Source organism: Tardiphaga sp. 709 (genome assembly GCF_032401055.1).
Lineage (GTDB): Bacteria > Pseudomonadota > Alphaproteobacteria > Rhizobiales > Xanthobacteraceae > Tardiphaga.
In genome coordinates, this window is the sequence record NZ_CP135529.1 from 4,886,661 (window position 1) to 4,906,377 (window position 19,717).

Annotated in this window: 24 protein-coding genes; 11 read left to right on the forward strand and 13 right to left on the reverse strand. The window is 61.4% G+C overall.

Annotated features, from left to right (window positions below; all coding sequences use genetic code 11):
* Positions 1–54: 54 nt before the first annotated feature.
* A complete protein-coding gene (locus RSO67_RS23710) occupies positions 55–1,167 on the reverse strand; it encodes a branched-chain amino acid aminotransferase (RefSeq protein WP_315840822.1) in 1,113 nt (370 codons plus the stop codon).
* A 236-nt stretch (positions 1,168–1,403) separates the two neighbouring features.
* Between RSO67_RS23710 and RSO67_RS23715 the strand changes: the two genes are divergently transcribed.
* From RSO67_RS23715 to RSO67_RS23725, 3 genes are read left to right on the forward strand one after another with little or no spacing between them, the layout of a single operon-like run.
* A complete protein-coding gene (locus RSO67_RS23715) occupies positions 1,404–1,970 on the forward strand; it encodes a MarR family winged helix-turn-helix transcriptional regulator (RefSeq protein ID WP_315840823.1) in 567 nt (188 codons plus the stop codon).
* Complete coding sequence (locus RSO67_RS23720) at positions 1,967–2,689, forward strand: response regulator transcription factor (protein WP_315840824.1); 723 nt, start codon at positions 1,967–1,969, stop codon at positions 2,687–2,689. The genes RSO67_RS23715 and RSO67_RS23720 overlap by 4 nt, the downstream gene beginning before the upstream one ends.
* An 18-nt stretch (positions 2,690–2,707) precedes the next feature.
* Positions 2,708–4,096: an ATP-binding protein gene (locus RSO67_RS23725; RefSeq protein WP_089261811.1), complete on the forward strand. Its 1,389-nt coding sequence runs from the start codon at positions 2,708–2,710 to the stop codon at positions 4,094–4,096.
* On the opposite strand, the gene proC is transcribed toward RSO67_RS23725, so the two are convergent.
* The 4 genes from proC to RSO67_RS23745 all read right to left on the reverse strand — a co-directional run bounded on the left by proC (position 4,097) and on the right by RSO67_RS23745 (position 7,156).
* Entirely contained in the window at positions 4,097–4,930 is an 834-nt protein-coding gene (proC, locus tag RSO67_RS23730; RefSeq protein ID WP_315840825.1) for a pyrroline-5-carboxylate reductase, read from the reverse strand.
* A gap of 138 nt (positions 4,931–5,068) precedes the next feature.
* Positions 5,069–6,229, reverse strand: coding sequence for an IS30 family transposase (locus RSO67_RS23735; RefSeq protein ID WP_315840826.1), 1,161 nt, complete (start codon positions 6,227–6,229; stop codon positions 5,069–5,071).
* 26 nt (positions 6,230–6,255) lie between these two features.
* Positions 6,256–6,636: a GNAT family N-acetyltransferase gene (locus RSO67_RS23740; protein ID WP_315840827.1), complete on the reverse strand. Its 381-nt coding sequence runs from the start codon at positions 6,634–6,636 to the stop codon at positions 6,256–6,258.
* Positions 6,637–6,655: 19 nt separating this feature from the next.
* Positions 6,656–7,156: a YbjN domain-containing protein gene (locus RSO67_RS23745; protein ID WP_315844344.1), complete on the reverse strand. Its 501-nt coding sequence runs from the start codon at positions 7,154–7,156 to the stop codon at positions 6,656–6,658.
* A gap of 422 nt (positions 7,157–7,578) precedes the next feature.
* Between RSO67_RS23745 and RSO67_RS23750 the strand changes: the two genes are divergently transcribed.
* Positions 7,579–8,091 (forward strand): 6,7-dimethyl-8-ribityllumazine synthase, encoded by a 513-nt coding sequence (locus RSO67_RS23750; RefSeq protein WP_315840828.1) that lies wholly within the window; start codon positions 7,579–7,581, stop codon positions 8,089–8,091.
* Between the two features lie 11 nt (positions 8,092–8,102).
* On the opposite strand, the gene RSO67_RS23755 is transcribed toward RSO67_RS23750, so the two are convergent.
* From RSO67_RS23755 to lgt, 5 genes are all read right to left on the reverse strand, one after another.
* Positions 8,103–9,056 carry a ribose-phosphate pyrophosphokinase gene (locus RSO67_RS23755; protein WP_089263589.1) on the reverse strand — a complete coding sequence of 318 codons (954 nt, stop codon included), beginning with the start codon at positions 9,054–9,056 and terminating at the stop codon, positions 8,103–8,105.
* Between the two features lie 166 nt (positions 9,057–9,222).
* Positions 9,223–9,831, reverse strand: a complete 609-nt coding sequence (locus tag RSO67_RS23760; RefSeq protein WP_315840829.1) for a hypothetical protein — start codon at positions 9,829–9,831, stop codon at positions 9,223–9,225.
* A gap of 196 nt (positions 9,832–10,027) precedes the next feature.
* Positions 10,028–10,795 carry a peptidoglycan editing factor PgeF gene (gene pgeF / locus RSO67_RS23765; RefSeq protein WP_315840830.1) on the reverse strand — a complete coding sequence of 256 codons (768 nt, stop codon included), beginning with the start codon at positions 10,793–10,795 and terminating at the stop codon, positions 10,028–10,030.
* Positions 10,792–11,916 carry a class I SAM-dependent methyltransferase gene (locus tag RSO67_RS23770; protein WP_315840831.1) on the reverse strand — a complete coding sequence of 375 codons (1,125 nt, stop codon included), beginning with the start codon at positions 11,914–11,916 and terminating at the stop codon, positions 10,792–10,794. The genes pgeF and RSO67_RS23770 overlap by 4 nt, the downstream gene beginning before the upstream one ends.
* 1 nt (position 11,917) lies before the next feature.
* Entirely contained in the window at positions 11,918–12,769 is an 852-nt protein-coding gene (lgt, locus tag RSO67_RS23775) for a prolipoprotein diacylglyceryl transferase (RefSeq protein ID WP_315840832.1), read from the reverse strand.
* A gap of 199 nt (positions 12,770–12,968) precedes the next feature.
* Here lgt and RSO67_RS23780 point away from each other — a divergent pair, with 199 nt between their 5' ends.
* The 4 genes from RSO67_RS23780 to ychF all read left to right on the forward strand — a co-directional run bounded on the left by RSO67_RS23780 (position 12,969) and on the right by ychF (position 15,930).
* Entirely contained in the window at positions 12,969–13,220 is a 252-nt protein-coding gene (locus RSO67_RS23780; RefSeq protein WP_089261793.1) for an accessory factor UbiK family protein, read from the forward strand.
* 241 nt (positions 13,221–13,461) lie between these two features.
* Positions 13,462–14,178 (forward strand): 50S ribosomal protein L25/general stress protein Ctc, encoded by a 717-nt coding sequence (locus tag RSO67_RS23785; RefSeq protein ID WP_315840833.1) that lies wholly within the window; start codon positions 13,462–13,464, stop codon positions 14,176–14,178.
* Between the two features lie 21 nt (positions 14,179–14,199).
* The gene (gene pth / locus RSO67_RS23790) at positions 14,200–14,823 is read left to right on the forward strand and encodes an aminoacyl-tRNA hydrolase (protein ID WP_184513813.1); all 624 of its coding nucleotides are present in this window, start codon (positions 14,200–14,202) and stop codon (positions 14,821–14,823) included.
* A 9-nt stretch (positions 14,824–14,832) separates the two neighbouring features.
* On the forward strand, positions 14,833–15,930 hold the full coding sequence (ychF, locus tag RSO67_RS23795) for a redox-regulated ATPase YchF (RefSeq protein ID WP_175367602.1): 1,098 nt from the start codon (positions 14,833–14,835) through the stop codon (positions 15,928–15,930).
* A gap of 126 nt (positions 15,931–16,056) precedes the next feature.
* On the opposite strand, the gene RSO67_RS23800 is transcribed toward ychF, so the two are convergent.
* Complete coding sequence (locus RSO67_RS23800) at positions 16,057–16,386, reverse strand: DUF4282 domain-containing protein (RefSeq protein ID WP_315840834.1); 330 nt, start codon at positions 16,384–16,386, stop codon at positions 16,057–16,059.
* Positions 16,387–16,564: 178 nt separating this feature from the next.
* Between RSO67_RS23800 and RSO67_RS23805 the strand changes: the two genes are divergently transcribed.
* The 3 genes from RSO67_RS23805 (at position 16,565) to RSO67_RS23815 (ending at position 17,783) form a co-directional block, all read left to right on the forward strand.
* Positions 16,565–17,023 carry a MaoC family dehydratase gene (locus RSO67_RS23805; RefSeq protein ID WP_315840835.1) on the forward strand — a complete coding sequence of 153 codons (459 nt, stop codon included), beginning with the start codon at positions 16,565–16,567 and terminating at the stop codon, positions 17,021–17,023.
* Between the two features lie 8 nt (positions 17,024–17,031).
* Positions 17,032–17,514: a MaoC family dehydratase gene (locus RSO67_RS23810; RefSeq protein WP_315840836.1), complete on the forward strand. Its 483-nt coding sequence runs from the start codon at positions 17,032–17,034 to the stop codon at positions 17,512–17,514.
* A gap of 125 nt (positions 17,515–17,639) precedes the next feature.
* Positions 17,640–17,783 carry a hypothetical protein gene (locus RSO67_RS23815; RefSeq protein WP_170849743.1) on the forward strand — a complete coding sequence of 48 codons (144 nt, stop codon included), beginning with the start codon at positions 17,640–17,642 and terminating at the stop codon, positions 17,781–17,783.
* A gap of 352 nt (positions 17,784–18,135) precedes the next feature.
* Here RSO67_RS23815 and RSO67_RS23820 read toward each other — a convergent pair whose 3' ends face one another.
* Together RSO67_RS23820 and RSO67_RS23825 are read right to left on the reverse strand one after the other, a co-directional pair.
* Positions 18,136–18,576 (reverse strand): hypothetical protein, encoded by a 441-nt coding sequence (locus RSO67_RS23820; RefSeq protein WP_089261783.1) that lies wholly within the window; start codon positions 18,574–18,576, stop codon positions 18,136–18,138.
* A gap of 171 nt (positions 18,577–18,747) precedes the next feature.
* Positions 18,748–19,455 (reverse strand): hypothetical protein, encoded by a 708-nt coding sequence (locus RSO67_RS23825; protein WP_315840837.1) that lies wholly within the window; start codon positions 19,453–19,455, stop codon positions 18,748–18,750.
* Positions 19,456–19,717 lie beyond the last annotated feature (262 nt).

The following is a 19,717-nucleotide window of genomic DNA, read 5'->3' on the forward strand; positions in this document are numbered from 1 at the left end:
AAAATGCCGCAGTCTCGAAGGGCTGCGGCATTTGTTGTCTTCAGGCGCGTAGGCTTACAGAACCTTGCGGATCCAGTTATGCGGGTCGGGCGCGCGACCGTACTGAATGTCGACCAGCTGTTTGCGCAGTCCCATCGTGACGGGGCCAGCCGCGCCGCCATTGATGGTAAAATCACCGCTCGCAGAGCGCACCTGGCCGATCGGCGAGATGACCGCCGCCGTGCCGCAGGCAAAGGCCTCTTTCAGCTTGCCGCTGGCAGCATCGGCACGCCACTGGTCGAGCGTGTAAGCCTCTTCACGCACCTGCGTGCCCTTGTCCTTCGCCAATGCGATGATCGAATCACGCGTGATGCCTGGCAGGATCGTGCCGAGCGGCGGTGTCAGCAGCGAACCGTCCTCGAATACGAAGAAGATGTTCATGCCGCCAAGTTCTTCGATGTAGCGGCGCTCGACCGCGTCGAGGAACACGACCTGATCGCAGCCGTGATCGCTGGCTTCCGCCTGCGCGCGCAGGCTCGCGGCGTAGTTGCCACCGCATTTGACGGCGCCGGTGCCGCCGATCGCAGCGCGCGTGTAGTTCTCCGACACCCAGATCGACACCGGGGCGGGGCCGCCCTTGAAATAGGAGCCAACCGGCGAGGCGATGACAGCGAATATGTATTCCGCAGACGGCTTCACACCGAGGAAGATCTCGCTCGCGACCATGAAGGGGCGCAGGTAGAGGCTGCCTTCGCCTGATGGAATCCAGGCGCGGTCGATGCGCACGAGTTGCTCGATCGCTTCGATAAACACGGGCTCGGGCAGCGGGGCCATGGCCATACGATCGGCAGAATTTCGGAAGCGCCTTGCATTGGCATCGGGGCGGAACAGATTCACGCCGCCGTCTTCACGCACATAGGCCTTGAGCCCTTCGAAAATCTCCTGCGCGTAATGCAGGACGGCCGCCGCGGGATCGAGCGGGAAATTCGCGCGGGATTCGATGCGCGCGCCATGCCAGCCGTCCTTCTGGTTGTAGCGGACCAGAGCCATGTGGTCGGTGAAAACCCGGCCGAAGCCCGGATCCCTGAGCTTTGCTGCGCGGTCAGCCTCGGACACCGCGTTCCCCGCGGGCTGAATGTCGAATTTCAGCAAAGCTGCGCCATCGATTTTATCGAACGAAACTCCCATGGATCTCACTCCTGCTTACGGCGCAGCTCCTGGGGGCGGCAGCGTCGATGTTGTTCTACGTCAAGCGGACCCACGGCAAAAGCGTTTCCGGCCCCGGTGGATGACCGAGGACAGGCTTTAGCGCCATGCCGAAGTCCGGTATGGTCTCAGATCGGCCCTATTGGGCCATGCGGCGAGAGTTCTAATGTTTCGTCGCGATGGTCAGTTTTGTAAGATTGAACCCAAGATATGTCAATATGGTTGACGTAAATTCCAAGGACGCGGCGTCACGATCGCTTGAGACGATCCAGCGGCAATCCAGCGGCGATCCTGCGAAACCGCGCCGCTGGGACATCATCGAGCTGTTGTTCTTTGCCTATCGCGACTTTGTGGGCGACCCCGACGATGTGCTGGACCAGTTCGGTTTCGGGCGCGCCCATCACCGGGTCGTACACTTCGTGCATCGCTATCCCGGCCTGAAGGTTGCCGATCTGCTCGATGTCTTGCGTATTACCAAGCAGTCGCTGGGCCGTGTCCTCAAGCAATTGCTCGATGAAGGGTATATCGTTCAGAAATCCGGCGAGGCCGATCGACGGCAACGGCTTCTTTTCGCCACGGCCAAGGGTGAAGCTCTCGTTGCGCAGCTCGCGGGTTTGCAGACCGATCGCATCAACCGCGCGCTCAAGGATTTTACGCCGGTCGAAGTTGAAGCGATCGGCAGGTTTCTCTCGGCCATGATCGACCGCAATGATCCCGACAAGGTGCTGCAGGTCATCTTGGGCCAAGCATCCGCCAAAACTGACGGCAGGACAAACAAGACATGATGTTAGCTCAGGCCAAACGAATGCCGGTGCCATTGGCCGACGATGCGCCGCATCTGTTGCTGGTCGATGACGACCGCCGTATCCGCGATCTCCTCTCGCGCTTTCTCTCGGGCGAAGGCTACCGCGTCACCACGGCGCCGAGCGCCAAGGAAGCGCGCGCCAAGCTGCTCGGTCTGCATTTCGATCTCCTGATCCTCGATGTGATGATGCCAGGCGAGACCGGCTTCGAGCTCGCGCGCTTCATTCGCACATCCTCGGCCGTGCCGATCATCATGCTGACGGCGCGGCACGAGGCGGAAAGCCGGATCGAGGGATTGCAGATCGGTGCCGACGACTATGTTGCCAAGCCGTTCGAGCCGCGCGAACTGGTGCTGCGCATCGCAAACATCCTGAAGCGTAGTGCGCCGGTGCCAGTCGAACGCGCAGAGTCGCTGCAATTCGGGCCTTATGTGTATCACCTCGCGCGTGGTGAGCTACGCCAGGGTGACGAGATCATCCATCTCACCGACCGCGAGCGTGACATGCTGCGCGTGCTGGCCGCGGCGCCAGGCGAGACCGTGCCACGCGGTGAACTCACCGGCGGCGGTGGCACCGTGAACGAGCGTGCGGTGGACGTGCAGATCAATCGTCTGCGTCGCAAGATCGAGACCGATCCGGCCAATCCGCTCTTCCTGCAGGCCGTGCGTGGCATCGGCTATCGCCTCGTCGCGTCGCCATAGTTTGATGAAGTTTGCACGATGACCACGCTCGACACCGGCATCACCATCCTCCGCTCTGCGGCAGGCCGCGTCTCTGCGGCGCACAGTCTGATGGGCCGGCGCTTCAAGAGTGTGATGCCCACGGGCCTCTATGCCCGCACGCTGCTGATCATGATCGTACCGATGGTGCTGCTGCAGTCGGTGGTCGCCTTTGTCTTCATGGAGCGGCACTGGAACACGGTGACGCGCCGCCTGTCGCAGGCCGTGGTGCAGGACATCGCAACGCTGATCGATGTCTACAAGGTCTATCCGCAGGATAAGGACCGCACGCAGATCAAAGCCATCGCTCAGCAGCGCCTTGGCCTCGTGGTGGATTTCCTGCCACTCGGCGACATGCCGCCGCCCGGTCCGAAGCCGTTCTTCTCGTTGCTCGATCAGGCGCTGTCTGTCCAGATCGGTCGACAGATCACGCGGCCGTTCTGGATCGACACCGTGGGCCGCTCCAATCTCGTGGAAATCCGCATCCAGCTCGATGATGCCGTGATGCGCATCTTCGCCCAGCGTAGTGCTGCTTACGCATCGAATTCGGAAATCTTCCTGTTCTGGATGGTGGGGACGTCCTCGATCCTGCTGATCGTCGCGATCCTGTTCCTGCGTAACCAGATCCGCCCGATCCTCAAACTCGCTGACGCCGCCGAGAGTTTCGGCAAGGGCCGCGAGGCGCCGAATTTCCGGCCGCGTGGTGCACGCGAGGTCCGTCGTGCCGCCAATGCCTTTATCGAGATGAAGGCGCGTATCGAACGCGCGATGGAGCAGCGCACGGCGATGCTGGCCGGCGTCTCGCACGATCTGCGCACCATCCTGACGCGCTTCAAGCTTGAGCTTGCGTTGATCGAGGACGGTCCGGAAGTCGATGGCATGCGCAAGGATATCGATGAGATGTCCGGCATGCTCGAGGCCTATCTCGCCTTTGCGCGCGGCGACAGCGGCGAGCAGGCGCAGCCGACAGACATGGCGGCGGCGCTGGAAGAATTGCGCAGCGATGCCGAGCGCAACGGCCACAAGGCGACGGTCACGTTCCACGGCCTGCCGATCGTCACGGTGAAGCCTGCGGCCTTCAAACGCTGCCTCGGCAATCTCGTCTCGAACGCGGCGCGCCATGCCAATGACATCGCCATCACCGGCCATCGCGATCATCGCTATCTCACGGTGACTGTGGATGATGACGGCCCCGGCATCCCCGCCGACATGCGAGAGGAAGTGTTCAAGCCGTTCCTGCGGCTCGATGATGCCCGCAATCAGGACGAAGGCGGTACAGGTCTTGGCCTCGCCATCGCCCGCGATATCGCGCGCTCCCATGGTGGCGACATCACGCTGGCCGAGAGTCCGATGGGCGGATTGAGGGCGGTGGTGCGGGTGCCGGTGTAACTACTTCGCCAGTTCCTTAGACCGCGCCGTTGCCGCGGCGATGGCGCGTGTCAGCAACGGCTCGAAGCCGTCATCGGCCATCAACACGCCGAGCGCCGCTGCAGTGGTCCCACCGGGCGAGGTGACATTCTTGCGCAGCGTCGCTGCGTCGAGATCGGACTGGCGCAGCAATTCGCCTGAGCCGGATACGGTTTCTCGTGCAAGTTTCATCGCGAGTTCAGGCGGAAGACCTGCAGCGATGCCGGCGCGGGCCATTTCTTCGGCTAGCAGAAACACATAGGCAGGCCCCGAGCCGGAGACGGCCGTCACAGCATCGATCAGGCTTTCGTCATCGACCCATTCGACCGATCCGGTGGCGCGCAAAAGCGCGTCGGTCAGGCCGCGTTGCTCCTGCGATACGTCGCTGGCGGCAACCGCCACGGTGATGCCGCGGCCGATTGCGGCCGGTGTATTCGGCATCGCGCGAACCACATTGCCGCCGCAGGCCTTGGCGATGCCGGCGATGGTGGTGCCGGCCATGATCGAGACCACGAGGGATGATCCGGCGATTGTGCGCAGCGTCGGCCCGACCTCGGCGAACATCTGCGGCTTCACGGCGATAACCAGTGCGGCGACAGCGCCGATGTCTCTCACATCCGGATTGAGGCGGACGCCTTTGGCCGCGAGTGCCTTGATCTCGTCGGAGACATACGGATCGATCACGACGGCGCGTTTGGGATCGAGCCCGCCAGCGATCCAGCCCGTCAGCATCGCGCCGCCCATCTTCCCGGCGCCGGCCAGCACGATGTGGGCGTCGATGGTGTTGAGCGCGCGTGAGGTCGTGGAGGAGGTCATCGCAAAATCCCGACTGTCAGAACGGCCGGGACCATATCATTGCGGGGCGGGCTGCACAGCCTGAACCGATCTATACGAAGCTCTTTTTTAGGAAGTAGCGCGGGCCGCCGCGCGGATAGTTCGGGATTTCGGGTGAGTTCAACCGATCGCTGCAACACATTCGGCAAACCTCTCAGCCGGCGTCTGATAAAGCAAGGTTTTCCGTGGTCGCTCATTGAGCTGCCTTGCAATGGCGCTGAGCCTGGCTTGGCTGTGCAAGGAGAGATCGGTGCCCCGCGGCAGATATTGGCGCAGCAACCTGTTGGTGTTCTCGTTTGATCCGCGCTGCCATGGGGAGCGAGGGTCACAAAAATAGATATCGACGTCGGCGGCCAATGCCAGTCGCTGATGGTCGGCGAGCTCCTTACCTCTGTCCCAAGTCAGGGACCTGTAAAGTTCGCTGGGCAACCGCCGCGATTGCTTGATCAACGCCGAGACAACGCTTTCGGTATCTTTGTTCGCGACTTTAATCAGCATCACATAGCGCGAATGCCGTTCAACAAGCGTTGCGATATAGCTATTCCTCGATCCACCGATCAGATCGCCTTCCCAATGGCCAGGGACCGCACGATCATCGACGGAAGGCGGTCGTTCACTGATGGATACGGCGTTCTTGATCTGGCCGAGCCCGTTCCGTTTCATGCTCGCATGCCTGGAGCGACGAACCGTACGCTTTGCTCTCAGGTGCTCAAGAAGCTCCTTTTTCAGGACGCCGCGCGCCTGGATGAACAGGCTGCGATAGATCGTCTCGTGTGACACCTGCTTTTCGGGCTCCGCCGGGTGCGTCCGCTTCAGCCAGCCGGCAATCTGTTCCGGCGACCAGTGCCTCCCCAACAAGGTCGATACTGTCCGCCTCAAGAACGGACGACAAGCCAGCTTGCAGAGCTTGGGTCGCCGCGATCGATCCCAGGCGGCCTGATCGGACCGGGCTGCCCGATAGCGATCCGCCCCACCATTGCGTCGGACTTCACGGCTGATGGTTGAAGCCGATCGTCCCAAATGACGTGCGATCGACCGCAAGGAGCGGCACATGCTGAGCCAACGAGAAATCTCCTCCCGTTCAGACAGACTAAGCGCTCGCTTGGCACGGCACCGATCCGGCGGCCGGATACCGCCAGTCGGCGATATGATCGAGAATACCAATGAGGAATCGCGGTCAAACCGGCGTCCGATCGAACTCATCGGTTCGCCTGCTTGCCAACGATCCCAGATCTCGGATCGTTGCGCCGCCGAGTAGTTAATGCGTTGTCGCCGGTTCATGTCCGCACTCCATCTTTGCTACAAGATTAGAGTGTTGCACCGACCAATTGAGCCCACTCGCCAAACGCTTCATAGCCCTGCTTCTCATAGAAGCTCCGCGCCTGAAACCAGTAGGTATCGAGCCACAGACCGATGCAACCGCGCTCACGCGCGATCTCTTCCGCCTTGGCGAGGACCTTCGAGCCTATGCCCTGGCCGCGAAATTGTTCGGGCACGACGAACAGCTCGACGAAACACCAGTTAAACGCGGTCTTGCCCCAGATGCCGCCGATCGGCTCGCCGGTTGCGGGATCGTGGATCAGGATCGAGAGCGGCTGATAATTGTTGGGGCCAACGGTCTTGGTATTGTAGGCCAGCAACGCATTTGCGACCATCAGCCGTTCGGCCTCACCGGGCGCATCCGGCACGGTGATGACCGGCGCGTGGTCATGCTTCGCCGGCAGTGTCGAACATCGCAGCAGACATCGCTTCGGCTGCGGTCTTGCCGGCCCATACCACGAACTGCAATGCCGGATAGTAGCGCTCGCAGGAATGGATCGCCGAGACGAGCATCGCTTCGCACTGCGCGGTCGTCGCGGTGAGGCCATCGGGCAGCACCAGCGCCTGCCGGTACATCACCATGCCTGAGTGAGTCCAGATATCGAAATGACCGACCCACATCTGTTCGTTGATCGCGGCGATCAGGCGCTGCACTTCCGCGCGGCGAGCGGGCGGAATCTTCATGTCGAAGGCGCACGCCAGATGCAGCGCCTCGATCTCGTTCATCCAGGTGAAGGAGAGCTGGTAATCGGTCCAGTCACCTTTGGAAACAATTGTGACTTCGTCTTCGCCGGAACGCTCGAACGCCCAGTTATGATCGGCGGCAATATCCTCGACAACGGCGAGCGGGTTGAGCCGTGAATCGATAGTACCTTCGAGGAGTGACATGCCGTCGCGACCTTGCTCTTGAAATGTGATGATGCAAACAGCTGGCCGGTACGCGAAAATGTCGGAGCGTCGCTGCAGGCTGCAAGTTCTATTCGTCCAGACCTTGCGAGTTTGAAGTGATGTGATTTGCTGAATCTGCGCAACGGCACCACGAATCCATCCACAGACAAACCGGCCCTCATCCACAGGTCATCTCGCCGCAATGAGAACAAATCGGAATCGGATTCTCGGATTGCGAGTCTGTGCGGTGCGCCCTCGCGCGCCGCGAGTCCGGTTGGGGTGGTAACTATTGATTCTTCCGTGCGGCCCGCAAGCTTTCCCGGCCTCGTGGGAGTCCTGTTGGACCCCAATACAGCCTGTGGACGGCCTTGCTGGGCTGGTTCGGTTTCGGCATAGTTTGGCCGTAACGAAAGTATCAGGCCATGAACGACACCACCTCCGAGGCATCCGCAGTCCAGCATCCGCGCTTCGCCAAGCCGCAGCGCGTCGCCTTCGTGCAGTCATCCTGGCATCGCGACATTGTTGCGCCCTGTTGGGAGTCGTTTCTGAGTGAGATCGAGGCGCGTCATATCAGCCCGTCCCAGGTCGATCTGTTCGAAGTGCCCGGCTCGTTCGAGATCCCGCTGCATGTCCAGGTGCTGGCCAAGACGCGGCGCTATACGGCCATCGTCGCGGCCGGCCTCGTGATCGACAGCGGCACCCGCGGCTTCGTGGCTGACACCGTCATCCGTGCGCTGATGGATGTGCAGCTACGTACCGAGATCCCGGTGTTCTCGGCCGTGACGGCGCCGGAGGATTTCCACGAGACCGAAGAGCGCGCGGCATTCTTCCGCAAGCACTTTGCGGAGAGCGGCCTCAAGGTTGCCGCCGCCTGCGCCGAGACCCTGCTCAGTCTGGAACGTCTGCGCGGTCAGGTCGCGGCTGGGATCGTGTAAAGGCGCGAGCCTTAGTCGAACAGGCTCGATACCGACTCTTCCGATGCGGTGCGGCCGATCGCTTCGGCGATCAGCGAGGCAACCGAGAGCACGCGGATGTTCGGTGACTTGCTCACCGCTTCCGTGGGCTGGATCGAGTCAGTGATCACCAATTCCTTGAGCTTGGAATTGGCGATGCGCGCGGCGGCGCCGCCGCTCAAGACGCCATGGGTGAGATAGGCGGAGACGTCCTTGGCGCCGTATTTGAGGAGCGCATCGGCGGCGTTCACCAGCGTGCCGCCGGAGTCGACGATGTCGTCGATCAGGATGCAGGTGTAGCCGGCGACGTCGCCGATCACGTTCATCACTTCGGATTCACCGGGGCGTTCGCGGCGCTTGTCGACGATGGCGAGCGGCGCGTTGATGCGTTTGGCAAGGCCGCGGGCACGGGCGACGCCGCCGACGTCGGGCGAAACCACCATCACATTGGCGAGATCGAACTTCTCCTTGATGTCGCGCACCATCAGCGGCGCGGCATAGAGGTTGTCGGTCGGGATATCGAAGAAGCCCTGGATCTGGCCGGCATGCAGGTCGAGCGTCATGACGCGGTCGGCGCCGGCATGGGTGATCATGTTGGCGACCAGCTTGGCCGAGATCGGGGTGCGGCCACCGGCCTTGCGGTCCTGGCGAGCGTAGCCGAAATAGGGGATCACCGCGGTGATGCGGCGCGCGGAAGCGCGGCGCAGCGCATCGGTGATGATCAGCAATTCCATCAGATGGTCGTTGGTCGGGAACGACGTGGATTGAAGAATGAAGACGTCGGAGCCGCGGACGTTTTCCTGAATCTCGACGAATATTTCCATGTCGGCGAAGCGCCGGACGCTGGCCTTGGTCAGCGGGATATTCAGCGAGGTCGCGATTTCCTGCGCGAGGACAGGATTGGAATTACCGGCGACCAGTTTGATCGAACCGTTCTTGGCCGACATCGACGCGTCTCCCCGCGGCTTGGTGGATACAACGTTCAGCATATCGGATTACCCACAAGAACTCGTCTAGCTGAGCGAGGTGATATCAAGGTCGGCCATCCGCTGGCAACCCGTGAGCCGCTGTTTTCCTGCGTAAATACGGGCCTCTGCTTAACGTGAACTGAAGTCAGCGCGTCTCGGCAAATGCGGTGGCTTGCACGGGCAATTCATCGGTGCTGGCGATGGCGGGTCCGTTGCCGCGCGGCGCGGGTGGCTGCTCGCCGGGTGTGGTGCCATTGATCATGCCATTGAGGCCGGTGAGCCCCGCCTGCGCGATCCGCCGCAAGACGAGGTCGTCGGCCGTGGCCCAGGCGTCGCGGCCGCCTTTACCGCTCTGTTCCTCGCCTGACAGGCGTAAAGCGCGATTCTGGTCGCGGTCATAGACATCCCACACCCAGGCGATCGAGGTCTGGCCGCCGCGAACTTGGGCAGCGAGATAACTGCGAACCCGGAAAGCCGCGCTCTCCTTGCGCGACACAACCGCAAGGTTACGCAGGCGCGCTTCACTATCCAGCAGGTTGACCATGCGGTCGAATACCTGCGGCGGGGGTCCGTCGATGGATTCGAATGCGACCGTCGGGCCGGAGGCGGTGGAAAGGCTGGCCTGCGCGTTCATGGCGCCGCCCGAATTGGGGACATTGGCGCAGCCAGCAAGCCCGAACGCTACGGTCAGTAACAGCGCGGCCTGGATCAGGCGCGGTCTGGCTCGATCGGTCGTAAGGGCAGAAAATCGCATAGGGCGTCCCGACTTCCGTCCATTTGCCGCAAGCGGCCGGACAGGTCGAGCGATATCGTTAAAATGCGTTAAGGTCTAGGGCAGCGCAGCCACAGGTCTTTCCAGGGTGACCGAAATGGTCACCGCTCCCCGACAATTCACGTTCAGTTTGAGGCAGTTCGGCCGCGTTAAGGATAACGGCGCGTCAACGCACGAGTTACCGCTCGAGCACGATGGCGTGGATCTGGCGGCCATAATCCGGCTCGTTCCGATGCACTGACCGGCGATAGCTGAACAGGTTGTCGTCTGGATAGGTGTCGATGCCGGTGTCGTCGATAATGGCAATGCCGGCGCGCTCCAGCCGCATCCGGATGAAGCCGCCGAGATCGAACATGGAATGGCCGGCGCGGGTCGAGGGAATGAAGAACCGGGCGAAGCCAGCGTCGGCCTGGGTGAAGCGCTCGACGAATTCGGCGCCAACCTCATAGCTCGGCTGGCGGATCAGCGGACCAATCGCGACCACGATGTCGGAGCGGTTGGCGCCGAGTTTTTCCATCTCTGCGATTGTGGCCTCGAGCACGCCGGTGAAGGCGCCCTTCCAGCCGGCGTGGGCAGCACCGATGACGCGCGCCTTGGGATCGGCAAACAGCACCGGTCCGCAATCGGCCGTCGTAACGCCGAGCGCCAGGCCCTCGACCTTCGTCACCATCGCATCGACGCGCGGCCGTGAATCTCCATTCCACGGTGCCGTGGCGACGGCGACATCGGGCGAATGGACCTGATAGGCGGTGAGGAAGTGCAGGGGGGCGACGCCCATCTCCGCCGCCATGCGCCGGCGGTTCTCCGCCACATGCGCAGGATCGTCGTTCGATCCGAGCCCGCCATTAAGGCCGGCATAGATGCCTTCGGAGACGCCGCCGTCGCGCGTGAAGAACGCGTGGCGCAGGCCGGGAATGGCTGACAGCAAAGGTGATATGAAAGTCATGATGTCGGGGTCTCTATGCCGGTGTCGTCGCTCAGTGCCACCAGCGTGTCGATATTGGGATCGGAGATGCCGACCACCTTGAACATCGAGCCCATGCCGCCGCGGCCGCTGTCGATCAAGCGTTTCAGTGCGCCGGAGACCGTTTCCGATACTTCCGGCGTGGCTTTGGCCATCAGGGTCAACGCGCGCGTCTCGATGCCGAGGCGCTTGAGGAATTCGCCCTGCGTCACCGGCCCGTGCACGCGTGCGCCGACATCCTCCGCCGCGCGGCCGAGCGCCTGGAAATCCACATGCGCGGTGATATCGGCCATGCCGGGATTCTTCAGCGGATCAGCATAGCTGTGCTGTGCGATAGCCTGCAGGGTGTCGCCGGCATCGCTGCGGACATGGCCGTAATCGATGATCAGAGCCGCGCCGCCTTCGTCGCGCACACGGCTGGCAATCTTCATCATTTCGGTATCGGGGCGCCATTCGAACACCGCGCCGACAGGGGCTGCGCGCACCAGCGGCGGCAGTAGCACGTCGAAACGCGGCAGCGGATCAGTTGACGCGCTGAACATCAGCTGGCCGTTGCTGTCGATATCCACCATGCGCTCGTGCCAGCCGCCTTCGCGCTTCACGGCCTGATGGATCGGGAGGACGTCGAAATATTCATTGGCGAGGATGATCGACGGGCCCGCGGGAACGGTCTCGATACTGTCGTGCCAGGTGATGTTGCGGACGCCGGACAGCGTCGCCTTCTGCTTCTCGCGCAGCACCGGATTGATTTCGACGAGATGCACGTTGAGCGCCTGATACAGCGGCGGCAGGACGCGCAGGGCACGGAGCGCGTCGGCCATCATGGTGCCGCGGCCGGGGCCCAGTTCGATCAGGTGCACGAAGGGCGGCGCGCCGATCGCGCGCCAGACCGAGGCCGACCACAGGCCAAGCAGCTCGCCGAACATCTGGCTGACTTCGGGCGACGTGGTGAAGTCGCCCTCGCGACCGAGCGGATCGCGCGAAATATAGTAGCCGTGTTGCGGATGGGTGAGGCACAGCTGCATGTAGCGCCACACCGGCATCGGTCCGGTGGACTTGATCAGGCGCTTGATTTCATCCTGCAGCGGCGATTGGTCGGTCACATCAGGCCTTCTTGCCCGGACTCAATTCGAGCGATGCCTGCGGCTTTCGCCAGGCGCGCACCATCAAAACGAGTCCCACAAATATCATCGGCACGGAGAGCAGCATGCCCATGGTGAGCCCGCCCCACAGAAATCCGAGTTGTGGGTCCGGCTCGCGGAAGAATTCTCCCGTAATACGCGCCAGCGCATAAAAAAAGATGAAGGCGCCGAGGATCAGGCCAGGCCGCTTCAGCGCACCGGCCCGGATCATCAGGGCCAGAATGAGAAACAGCCCGATGCCTTCGAGGCCGGCTTCATAGAGCTGGCTGGGATGGCGCGGCAGCGGGCCGCCATTGGGGAACACCATTGCCCATGGCACGCTGGTGTCGGCGTGGCGGCCCCATAATTCGCTGTTGATGAAATTGGCGAGGCGTCCAAGCAGCAGACCGATCGGGCCGACCGCGCAGGTGATATCGCCGAGCGACAGCACTGACAGGCCACGCTTCCAGCAGAACAAAAACACGGCAAAGACGCAGCCCATGAAGCCGCCATGGAACGACATGCCGCCCTTCCATAACTCGAAGATCTCGGCGGGATGGGCAATGAAGAAATCCAGATTGTAGAACAGCACATAGCCGGTGCGGCCGCCGACAATGATGCCGATGGTTACCCAGAGGATGAAGTCGTCGAAATCCAGCAGGGAGATCGGTGAGGGGCCGCCCCACAGTTTCGTGCTCTTGATCAGCGCGCGGGCATAGATCCAGCCGAGCACGATGCCGCCGATATAGGCCAGCGCGTACCAGCGAATGACGATGGGGCCGAGCGCGATGGCGACCGGATCGAAAACGGGGAAGGCGATGGTCAGGAATGGCATGTGGTGGGCTTACGGCTCCCGATGGCGCCAGTAAAGCATTGGCATGTGACGAATTAAGGGACTTCTGCAGTTGTGAACGCCAAAAGCAGGCGATACTTGAACTGCGCGGCCGGGATCGCCATTGTCGATCCCGAGGGATCGCTATTGCCGATCCACACATCGATCCCGCGTGTTTGTTCATCCGACCGGAGTTCTTGCCATGACCCAGACCAACAATCGGTTCTTCGACGAGATTGGCCGCCTGATGAATGATGCCGCCGGCGCGGCCCAGGGCGTCAAGCGCGAGGTCGATACGGTTGTGCGTAACCAGGCTGAGAAGATCCTGCGCGACCTCGATATCGTGAAGCGCGAGGAATTCGAGGCGGTCAAGGACATGGCCCGGCTCGCCCGCGAGGAGAACGAGGCGCTGAAGGCCCGGATCGCGGCGCTGGAAGCCAAGCTCGGCGGCTGAGCGGGCGCCTGCCGGTGGCCTGCACGGCGGTCGGACATCGGCTGCCCGTGCACGGACGGCTAAAATAAGCCCCTGGAGGGCCCCCACAGACGCAGAAAAAGCCTGTCATTTCCTTGTCTTTTTGGCATTTCGGCGGTAGAAGCCGCCCACGTCCGCAGCCCCCGCACCCCTGGAGGCTTGCTGCAGCGTGAAAACGGGCCGCATTGCGGCCTTTAACTTTTAGAAAACAAGGACTTATACGATGGCGACCGTCAAGGAATTGAAGGCGACCTCACGTCCGGTCGGCGGCAAGGGGGCCGCACGGGCAGAGCGTCGCGCCGGCCGAGTGCCCGGAGTGATCTATGGTGACAACAAGCCCCCGGTGGCGATTTCGGTGAATGATGCCGAACTGCGTCAGCGCATTCTGGCTGGCCGGTTCCTCACCACGATTTATGACATCGAACTCGAGGGCAAGAAGCACCGCGTGATTCCGCGCGACTTCCATCTCGATCCAGTCAAGGACTTCCCGCTTCACGTCGACTTCCTCCGCCTCGGCGAAGGCGCGACCATCCGCGTCAGCGTTCCGCTGCACATCAAGGGTGCTGAAGGCGCTCCGGGCGTGAAGCGTGGCGGCACCATCAACATCGTGACCCACACGATCGAACTGGAGGCCGAAGCCGAGAGCATTCCGCAGTTCCTCGAAGTCGATGTCGGCCAGCTCGATATCGGCACGTCGCTGCACATCACCGACGTTGTTCTGCCGAAGGGCGTGAAGACGCTGGCTCGCGATGCTGACCTGACGCTGGTCACCATCGTGCCGCCGTCGGGCTACGGTGAAGAAGCTGCGACCCCTGCGGCTGCGGCTGCTGCTGCGGCTCCTGCCGCTGCGGGTGCGAAGGCTCCGGCTGCCGGCGCCAAGGCTCCTGCCGCTGGTGCAAAGGCTCCGGCTGCTGCCGCCGCTCCGGCGAAGAAGAAGTAATCCGGCGCGGAGCTCCGCGTCATGCTTCTCTTTGTTGGACTCGGAAACCCTGGTGCCAAATACCAGGGAAACCGGCACAATATCGGATTCATGGTTCTCGATGATATCGCGCGGCGTCACGGTTTTGGACCGTGGCGCCGTCGCTTTCAGGGCGAGACCTCGGAAGGCACGCTGTCTGGTGAGCGCGTCATCCTGCTGAAGCCCATGACCTTCATGAACGAGTCCGGCCGCTCGGTGCAGGAAGCGTCCGCCTATTTGAAGATTTCACTCGGCGACATCGCCGCGTTTCACGACGAGCTCGAACTGCCATTCGCGAAAGTGCGCGTGAAGATCGGCGGCGGCATTGCCGGACATAACGGTTTGCGCTCGATCTCCGCGCATGTCGGCAACGACTATCGGCGCGTGCGCCTCGGCATCGGACATCCCGGTGCCAAGGAGCTGGTGCATAATCACGTGCTGAGCGATTTCGCCAAGGCCGAACGACCTCAGCTCGAAGCGTTCAACGATGCGGTGTCCGATCATGTCGGCCTGCTGGTCGGTGGTCAGGACTCGTCGTTTCAGAACAAGGTGCATCTGACGATGCAGGCCAAGGGTTTCACGTCGAAGGACGACAACGGCTCCGCTGAGAAGCCGTCGAAGAATTAGGACAGGGTCATGGGATTCAAATGCGGGATCGTCGGACTGCCGAATGTCGGCAAATCGACGCTGTTCAATGCGCTCACCGAAACTGCCGCGGCGCAGGCTGCGAACTATCCGTTTTGCACCATCGAGCCGAATGTCGGTGAAGTCGCGGTGCCGGACAAGCGGCTCGACAAATTGTCCGAGATCGGCAAGTCGCAGCAGATCATTCCGACGCGCCTGACCTTCGTGGACATCGCGGGCCTGGTGAAGGGCGCGTCGAAGGGCGAAGGCCTCGGCAATCAGTTTCTCGCCACCATCCGCGAAGTCGATGCTGTCGCCCATGTGGTACGTTGCTTTATCGATGATGACATCACCCATGTCGAAGGCAAGATCGATCCGCTCGCCGATATCGAGATCATCGAGACCGAGCTGATGCTCGCGGATCTGGATTCTTGCGAGAAGCGCATCGACAACCTGACCAAGAAGGCCAAGGGCAACGACAAGGACGCGAAGGAACAGCTCGATCTGGTCCAGCGCGCACTGGTGCTGCTGCGTGACGGCAAGCCGACGCGTTTTCTCGAGCGAAAGCCCGAGGAAGAGCGCGCTTTCGGAATGCTCGGCCTGCTGACCTCCAAGCCTGTTCTCTACGTCTGCAATGTCGAGGAAGGTGCGGCCGGCGAGGGCAACGAATATTCGAAGCGGGTTGCAGAACATGCTGCGAAGGAGGGCGCTGTCGCAGTCGCCATCTCCGCCAAGATCGAATCCGAGATCGCGACGCTGTCACGTGCCGAACGCGTGGAATTCCTCGATACGCTCGGGCTTGAAGAAGCGGGCCTCGATCGCCTGATCCGTGCAGGCTATTCGCTGCTGCACCTCATCACCTACTTCACCGTCGGCCCCAAGGAAGCCCGTGCCTGGACCATCACCCAGGGCACCAAGGCACCGCAGGCTGCAGCCGTGATCCACACGGATTTCGAGAAGGGCTTCATCCGCGCGGAAACCATCGGCTATGAAGACTATGTCAGGCTCGGTGGCGAAGCCGGCGCGCGCGATGGCGGCAAGCTGCGGCTGGAAGGCAAGGAATATGTCGTCGCCGACGGCGACGTGCTGCATTTCCGGTTCAACACGTAAGATATTCTCAATCCTCTCCCCGTCATTGCGAGGAGCGAAGCGACGCGGCAATCCAGGAGCCATAAGCGAAGACTGGATTGCTTCGTCGCAAGGGCTCCTCGCAATGACGGCGGAGAGAACTAACGCTCAGTACTGCTGGCCGTGGCCGTGGCCGTGATCCTGCCCGAGGTTTTGCCCCTGATCCCGTAGCGCGCCAAGATGTTCGTTGATACGGAACACGATCAGAACGAACTCAGCCGCAATGCGTGCGAAGATGATTCCGACGATCACACTGGCGAGACTCGACATCACGAGGATGAACCCGCCGAACGGGCTGATGGCCATTGCGGCAAGACCGGAGAAGATCCCGGAGATGCCGAACAGAATGATCAGTGCGATCACCAGCCAGTAGAACGTCTTGATGATGGTGGGCGTAATGAAACGGTCCCACTGAAACAGATCGCGAAATTCGAACATCGGTGAAATCCCCCGCCGTGTAGATGACTGACAAATTCAATTGCATTGAGAAACGGCTTCAAATATCCCGGCCCGACCACATTGACGGGCAGGATCGCGGGAAAGCCATGCAAGCGACCGGGTTGAGATTGCTGCAAATAACGGCCACAATCAGGCTTCCTCGACGGCATTCCCCATTATGACCCTGACATTTGAAGATTTTAAGCCCGGCCACTTCGGGACCTTCGGGCCGCGCCATATTACGCGCGACGAGATTATCGCCTATGCGAAAGAATACGATCCGCAGCCGATGCATCTCGATGAAGTTGCCGCAAGCGCATCGATGCTCAAAGGACTTTCCGGCTCCGGCTGGCACATGTGCTCGCTGATGATGCGGATGATCTATGACGGCTTTCTGCACAAGACCGCATCGATGGGCTCGCCGGGTGTCGATCAGATGCGATGGCTTGCGCCGTTTCGCCCGGGCGACGATCTGACACTGGATGTCGAAGTGGTCGAGGCACGCGAATCGCAAAGCCGGCCGACTTTGGGCATCGTCAAATTCAAGTTCAGCGTACTCAACGCCAAGGGGCATATGATTTCCGAGATGATCACGCCGATCATGATCGGGCGGCGTGAAGCCGTCGCCGGGAATTAGGTCGCAGCATGCGCTATCTGGAAGACATCCAAATCGGTCATCGCCGCGAACTCGGTTCGTTCACGTTCACGGCCGAGTCGATCAAGGCGTTTGCCGAACAATTCGATCCGCAGCCATTCCATCTCGATGAAGAGGCGGGTCGCAAATCGCTGTTCGGCGGTCTTGCTGCGTCGGGTTGGCACGTGGCATCGATCTGCATGAAGTTGCTGGTGGCCGATGGCCAGCGCGCCAAGGCGGAAGCCGAAGCGCGGGGCGAAGAGCCCCCAGTCGGTGGGCCATCTCCGGGCTTTCGCGATCTGCGCTGGATACGGCCTGTTCTTGCGGGTGACACCCTGACCTATCGCAGCGAGGTTGTGTCCGTGCGTGCGACGGCTACGCGTCCGGGCTGGGGGATCTTGCAGTCGAAGAACGTTGCCGTTAATCAGCGCGGCGAGGAGGTCTACAGCTTCCTTGGTTCGGTCTTCCTGCCGCAACGGGGCGACGCGGCTTAACCATTTCAAACTTTATCGATGGAACCCGAACTCTGTTAAGGGGTTCTGAACCTTGTGAGCGTGATCTGCGACTCACGGGTATGACGACCGAGACGACACTTCGTAGGACGATTTTGGGGACGACAATGGCTGACCGCACCGGATTGAAATTTGTGGGCTTCATCTTTGCGAGCGTAACGCTTGCGGTGATGCTGGCCACCTGCATGGTGGTCAAGGGTTATGCCGATGGCGCCTATACGCTCGAGAGCAGCGCGGTCGTCAGCGAGTAATTTTTACGATTTGCTAACTAGGCCCGCGCCGAACTGCGCGGGTTTTTTCGTGAGTGGGGTCGATGGCGACCTCAGCGACTCCAGGCCCAGGCGAGCAATGCCACGGCCACCAACAGCAATCCGACAAAACGCAAGATAATGGTCCCCATCGCAGGTGCGTTGTTACGCGCCGGAATGGGATCGGTTTTGTTCGGCCGAATGGTCTCCACGGATCGATTCCCCCAAAAGTAGTTCGCAGGTGCTGCGTAACCGTTGGTCGGGAACAAAACGAATAAAGTTCAATTGAACGGGCTCACGAAAAAACCGCCGCCCTTTCGGGCGGCGGCTTTTGATTCGGGCGGTCTAGTGCCGATCAGTCGTGACGCAGACCGTCAGCGGTACGCTTCCACTGAGCGACATTGTCGGCGATCAGGCGGGTCGACTTCATCGCGGCCTGGCTGAGTTGGGCATAGCCGGAGATCTCGCGCTGAACGCGCTGGCCTTCGGCGTGGAGTAGGTCGCGGAGGCTCTCCAGTTCGGAAACCAGCTTCTCGATCTCGCCGAGCGAGGTGCCGGCGACGCGCTGGATCAGCGAATTGACGCTGTTGACGGTCGCTTCGGTCGTCGCTTCCAGCGGCGCTTCGGTGCCGGTGGTGGTTTCACTTGAATTGTTCACCATGCCAGGCACCGGACGACGGAGGTAAGCGATATCGTTGCGCACGAAGTCGCGGATGCCCGCTTCGACTTCAGACACAGCGGCGAGGTTGCTGTCGTCATCTTTGGCTTCTGTCTGTTCTGAACGAATGGCACTCATCAGCTCTTCCTTGTTTGTGTGAAGTGAACTTCACAATGAGCGAGCGCGGTCCCCCGCATGACAAATTTACGTGTACATCTGCGCAGTGGATTTTGACGAGATCGCGGCGAATATGCGGCAGGGCGCCGATCTTTGCCGGCAATCATCTGGCAAAGTGTATTAAAACTTACTTTACCAGCTATGCTTGAAGCCGGCAGAGAACGTCTTGTTGGTGACGCCCTGCGGGGTCTCGCTGATCGATCCGGAGACGTTGACGCCGCCAAACAGCTTCTGCTCGGCGCCGAACTTGCGCAGCCATTTGTCGTCGGTGGTTGCGAGCGATTGCCCGGCGATGAAGCTGGTGCCGGTATCGGTGATGTTGAAGCGCGCGAGCTGGTCGGTCTCATAGCTGCGCGTCGGGCGACCGTTATAGCCAATGGCCGGAATATTACCTTGCTGAATGACGTTGTAGCCGCTCTGCAGGGTCAGTGAATACTGATCGCCGGCAATGGGTACCGACTTGCTGAGCGAAGTGCCAAGTTTGGTTTGATCCGCACCCGGATCGACGCGCGCTTCGATTGCTGTCTTGTCCCAGATCGAACCCACGCCGGGAGCAGTCGCGGCCGCCCAGGCTGCGCCGCCCGATTGAGCCTGCGCCGTGCCGTCTCCGAATTGGTTGCGGTAGGCATCGGCTGCGCTGCGCGGCGCGGTCTGCCGCGCGACATTGATGTCAGCGCCGACGCGCGTATCCCAGAACGGCGTGACCGACTGCTTGACCGAGAGTGCGGACGCGCCGTTGCTCTCATTGTTGGTCCAGCTGGACGACGGGCTGCCGACGATCAGCGACGAGCGCTTCTCGCGGAGCGATGCCTTCGCCGTCGGCGAATCGTCGGCGTTCAAGAGGCTCCAGTCGGGTTCCGGGGTATTTGCAGGAGGAGTGGGGGTGGTGTCGACCGACTCTATTTCACCGGGAGGTGGCGCAACATCGACGAGACCACGCCACGGATTCTGCGCGTGAGCCGGAAAAGCCAACGCGGTTCCGCCGAGTGCTGTGACGAGCGCCCAATATGTCGGTTTGATTGAAGCCATCGTGCCACTGCCCAGCAAGATCGCGGATCGATTGGCACATAATACCATCAGGCCCGGCGGAATTGTGGCGTCG

What these genes read in the sequence shown, in the direction of transcription:
- RSO67_RS23760 (WP_315840829.1), bottom strand. Translation starts at nt 9,831, where the DNA reads ATGCGATTTTCTGCCCTTACGACCGATCGAGCCAGACCGCGCCTGATC.
- RSO67_RS23755 (WP_089263589.1), bottom strand. Translation starts at nt 9,056, where the DNA reads ATGTCGGCCAAGAACGGTTCGATCAAACTGGTCGCCGGTAATTCCAAT.
- RSO67_RS23725 (WP_089261811.1), top strand. Translation starts at nt 2,708, where the DNA reads ATGACCACGCTCGACACCGGCATCACCATCCTCCGCTCTGCGGCAGGC.
- RSO67_RS23715 (WP_315840823.1), top strand. Translation starts at nt 1,404, where the DNA reads ATGGTTGACGTAAATTCCAAGGACGCGGCGTCACGATCGCTTGAGACG.
- pgeF (WP_315840830.1), bottom strand. Translation starts at nt 10,795, where the DNA reads ATGACTTTCATATCACCTTTGCTGTCAGCCATTCCCGGCCTGCGCCAC.
- RSO67_RS23820 (WP_089261783.1), bottom strand. Translation starts at nt 18,576, where the DNA reads ATGAGTGCCATTCGTTCAGAACAGACAGAAGCCAAAGATGACGACAGC.
- proC (WP_315840825.1), bottom strand. Translation starts at nt 4,930, where the DNA reads ATGACCTCCTCCACGACCTCACGCGCGCTCAACACCATCGACGCCCAC.
- RSO67_RS23815 (WP_170849743.1), top strand. Translation starts at nt 17,640, where the DNA reads ATGGCTGACCGCACCGGATTGAAATTTGTGGGCTTCATCTTTGCGAGC.
- lgt (WP_315840832.1), bottom strand. Translation starts at nt 12,769, where the DNA reads ATGCCATTCCTGACCATCGCCTTCCCCGTTTTCGATCCGGTCGCCATC.
- RSO67_RS23805 (WP_315840835.1), top strand. Translation starts at nt 16,565, where the DNA reads ATGACCCTGACATTTGAAGATTTTAAGCCCGGCCACTTCGGGACCTTC.
- RSO67_RS23745 (WP_315844344.1), bottom strand. Translation starts at nt 7,156, where the DNA reads ATGTCACTCCTCGAAGGTACTATCGATTCACGGCTCAACCCGCTCGCC.
- pth (WP_184513813.1), top strand. Translation starts at nt 14,200, where the DNA reads ATGCTTCTCTTTGTTGGACTCGGAAACCCTGGTGCCAAATACCAGGGA.
- RSO67_RS23800 (WP_315840834.1), bottom strand. Translation starts at nt 16,386, where the DNA reads ATGTTCGAATTTCGCGATCTGTTTCAGTGGGACCGTTTCATTACGCCC.
- RSO67_RS23750 (WP_315840828.1), top strand. Translation starts at nt 7,579, where the DNA reads ATGAACGACACCACCTCCGAGGCATCCGCAGTCCAGCATCCGCGCTTC.
- RSO67_RS23735 (WP_315840826.1), bottom strand. Translation starts at nt 6,229, where the DNA reads ATGAACCGGCGACAACGCATTAACTACTCGGCGGCGCAACGATCCGAG.
- ychF (WP_175367602.1), top strand. Translation starts at nt 14,833, where the DNA reads ATGGGATTCAAATGCGGGATCGTCGGACTGCCGAATGTCGGCAAATCG.
- RSO67_RS23720 (WP_315840824.1), top strand. Translation starts at nt 1,967, where the DNA reads ATGATGTTAGCTCAGGCCAAACGAATGCCGGTGCCATTGGCCGACGAT.
- RSO67_RS23710 (WP_315840822.1), bottom strand. Translation starts at nt 1,167, where the DNA reads ATGGGAGTTTCGTTCGATAAAATCGATGGCGCAGCTTTGCTGAAATTC.
- RSO67_RS23785 (WP_315840833.1), top strand. Translation starts at nt 13,462, where the DNA reads ATGGCGACCGTCAAGGAATTGAAGGCGACCTCACGTCCGGTCGGCGGC.
- RSO67_RS23810 (WP_315840836.1), top strand. Translation starts at nt 17,032, where the DNA reads ATGCGCTATCTGGAAGACATCCAAATCGGTCATCGCCGCGAACTCGGT.
- RSO67_RS23780 (WP_089261793.1), top strand. Translation starts at nt 12,969, where the DNA reads ATGACCCAGACCAACAATCGGTTCTTCGACGAGATTGGCCGCCTGATG.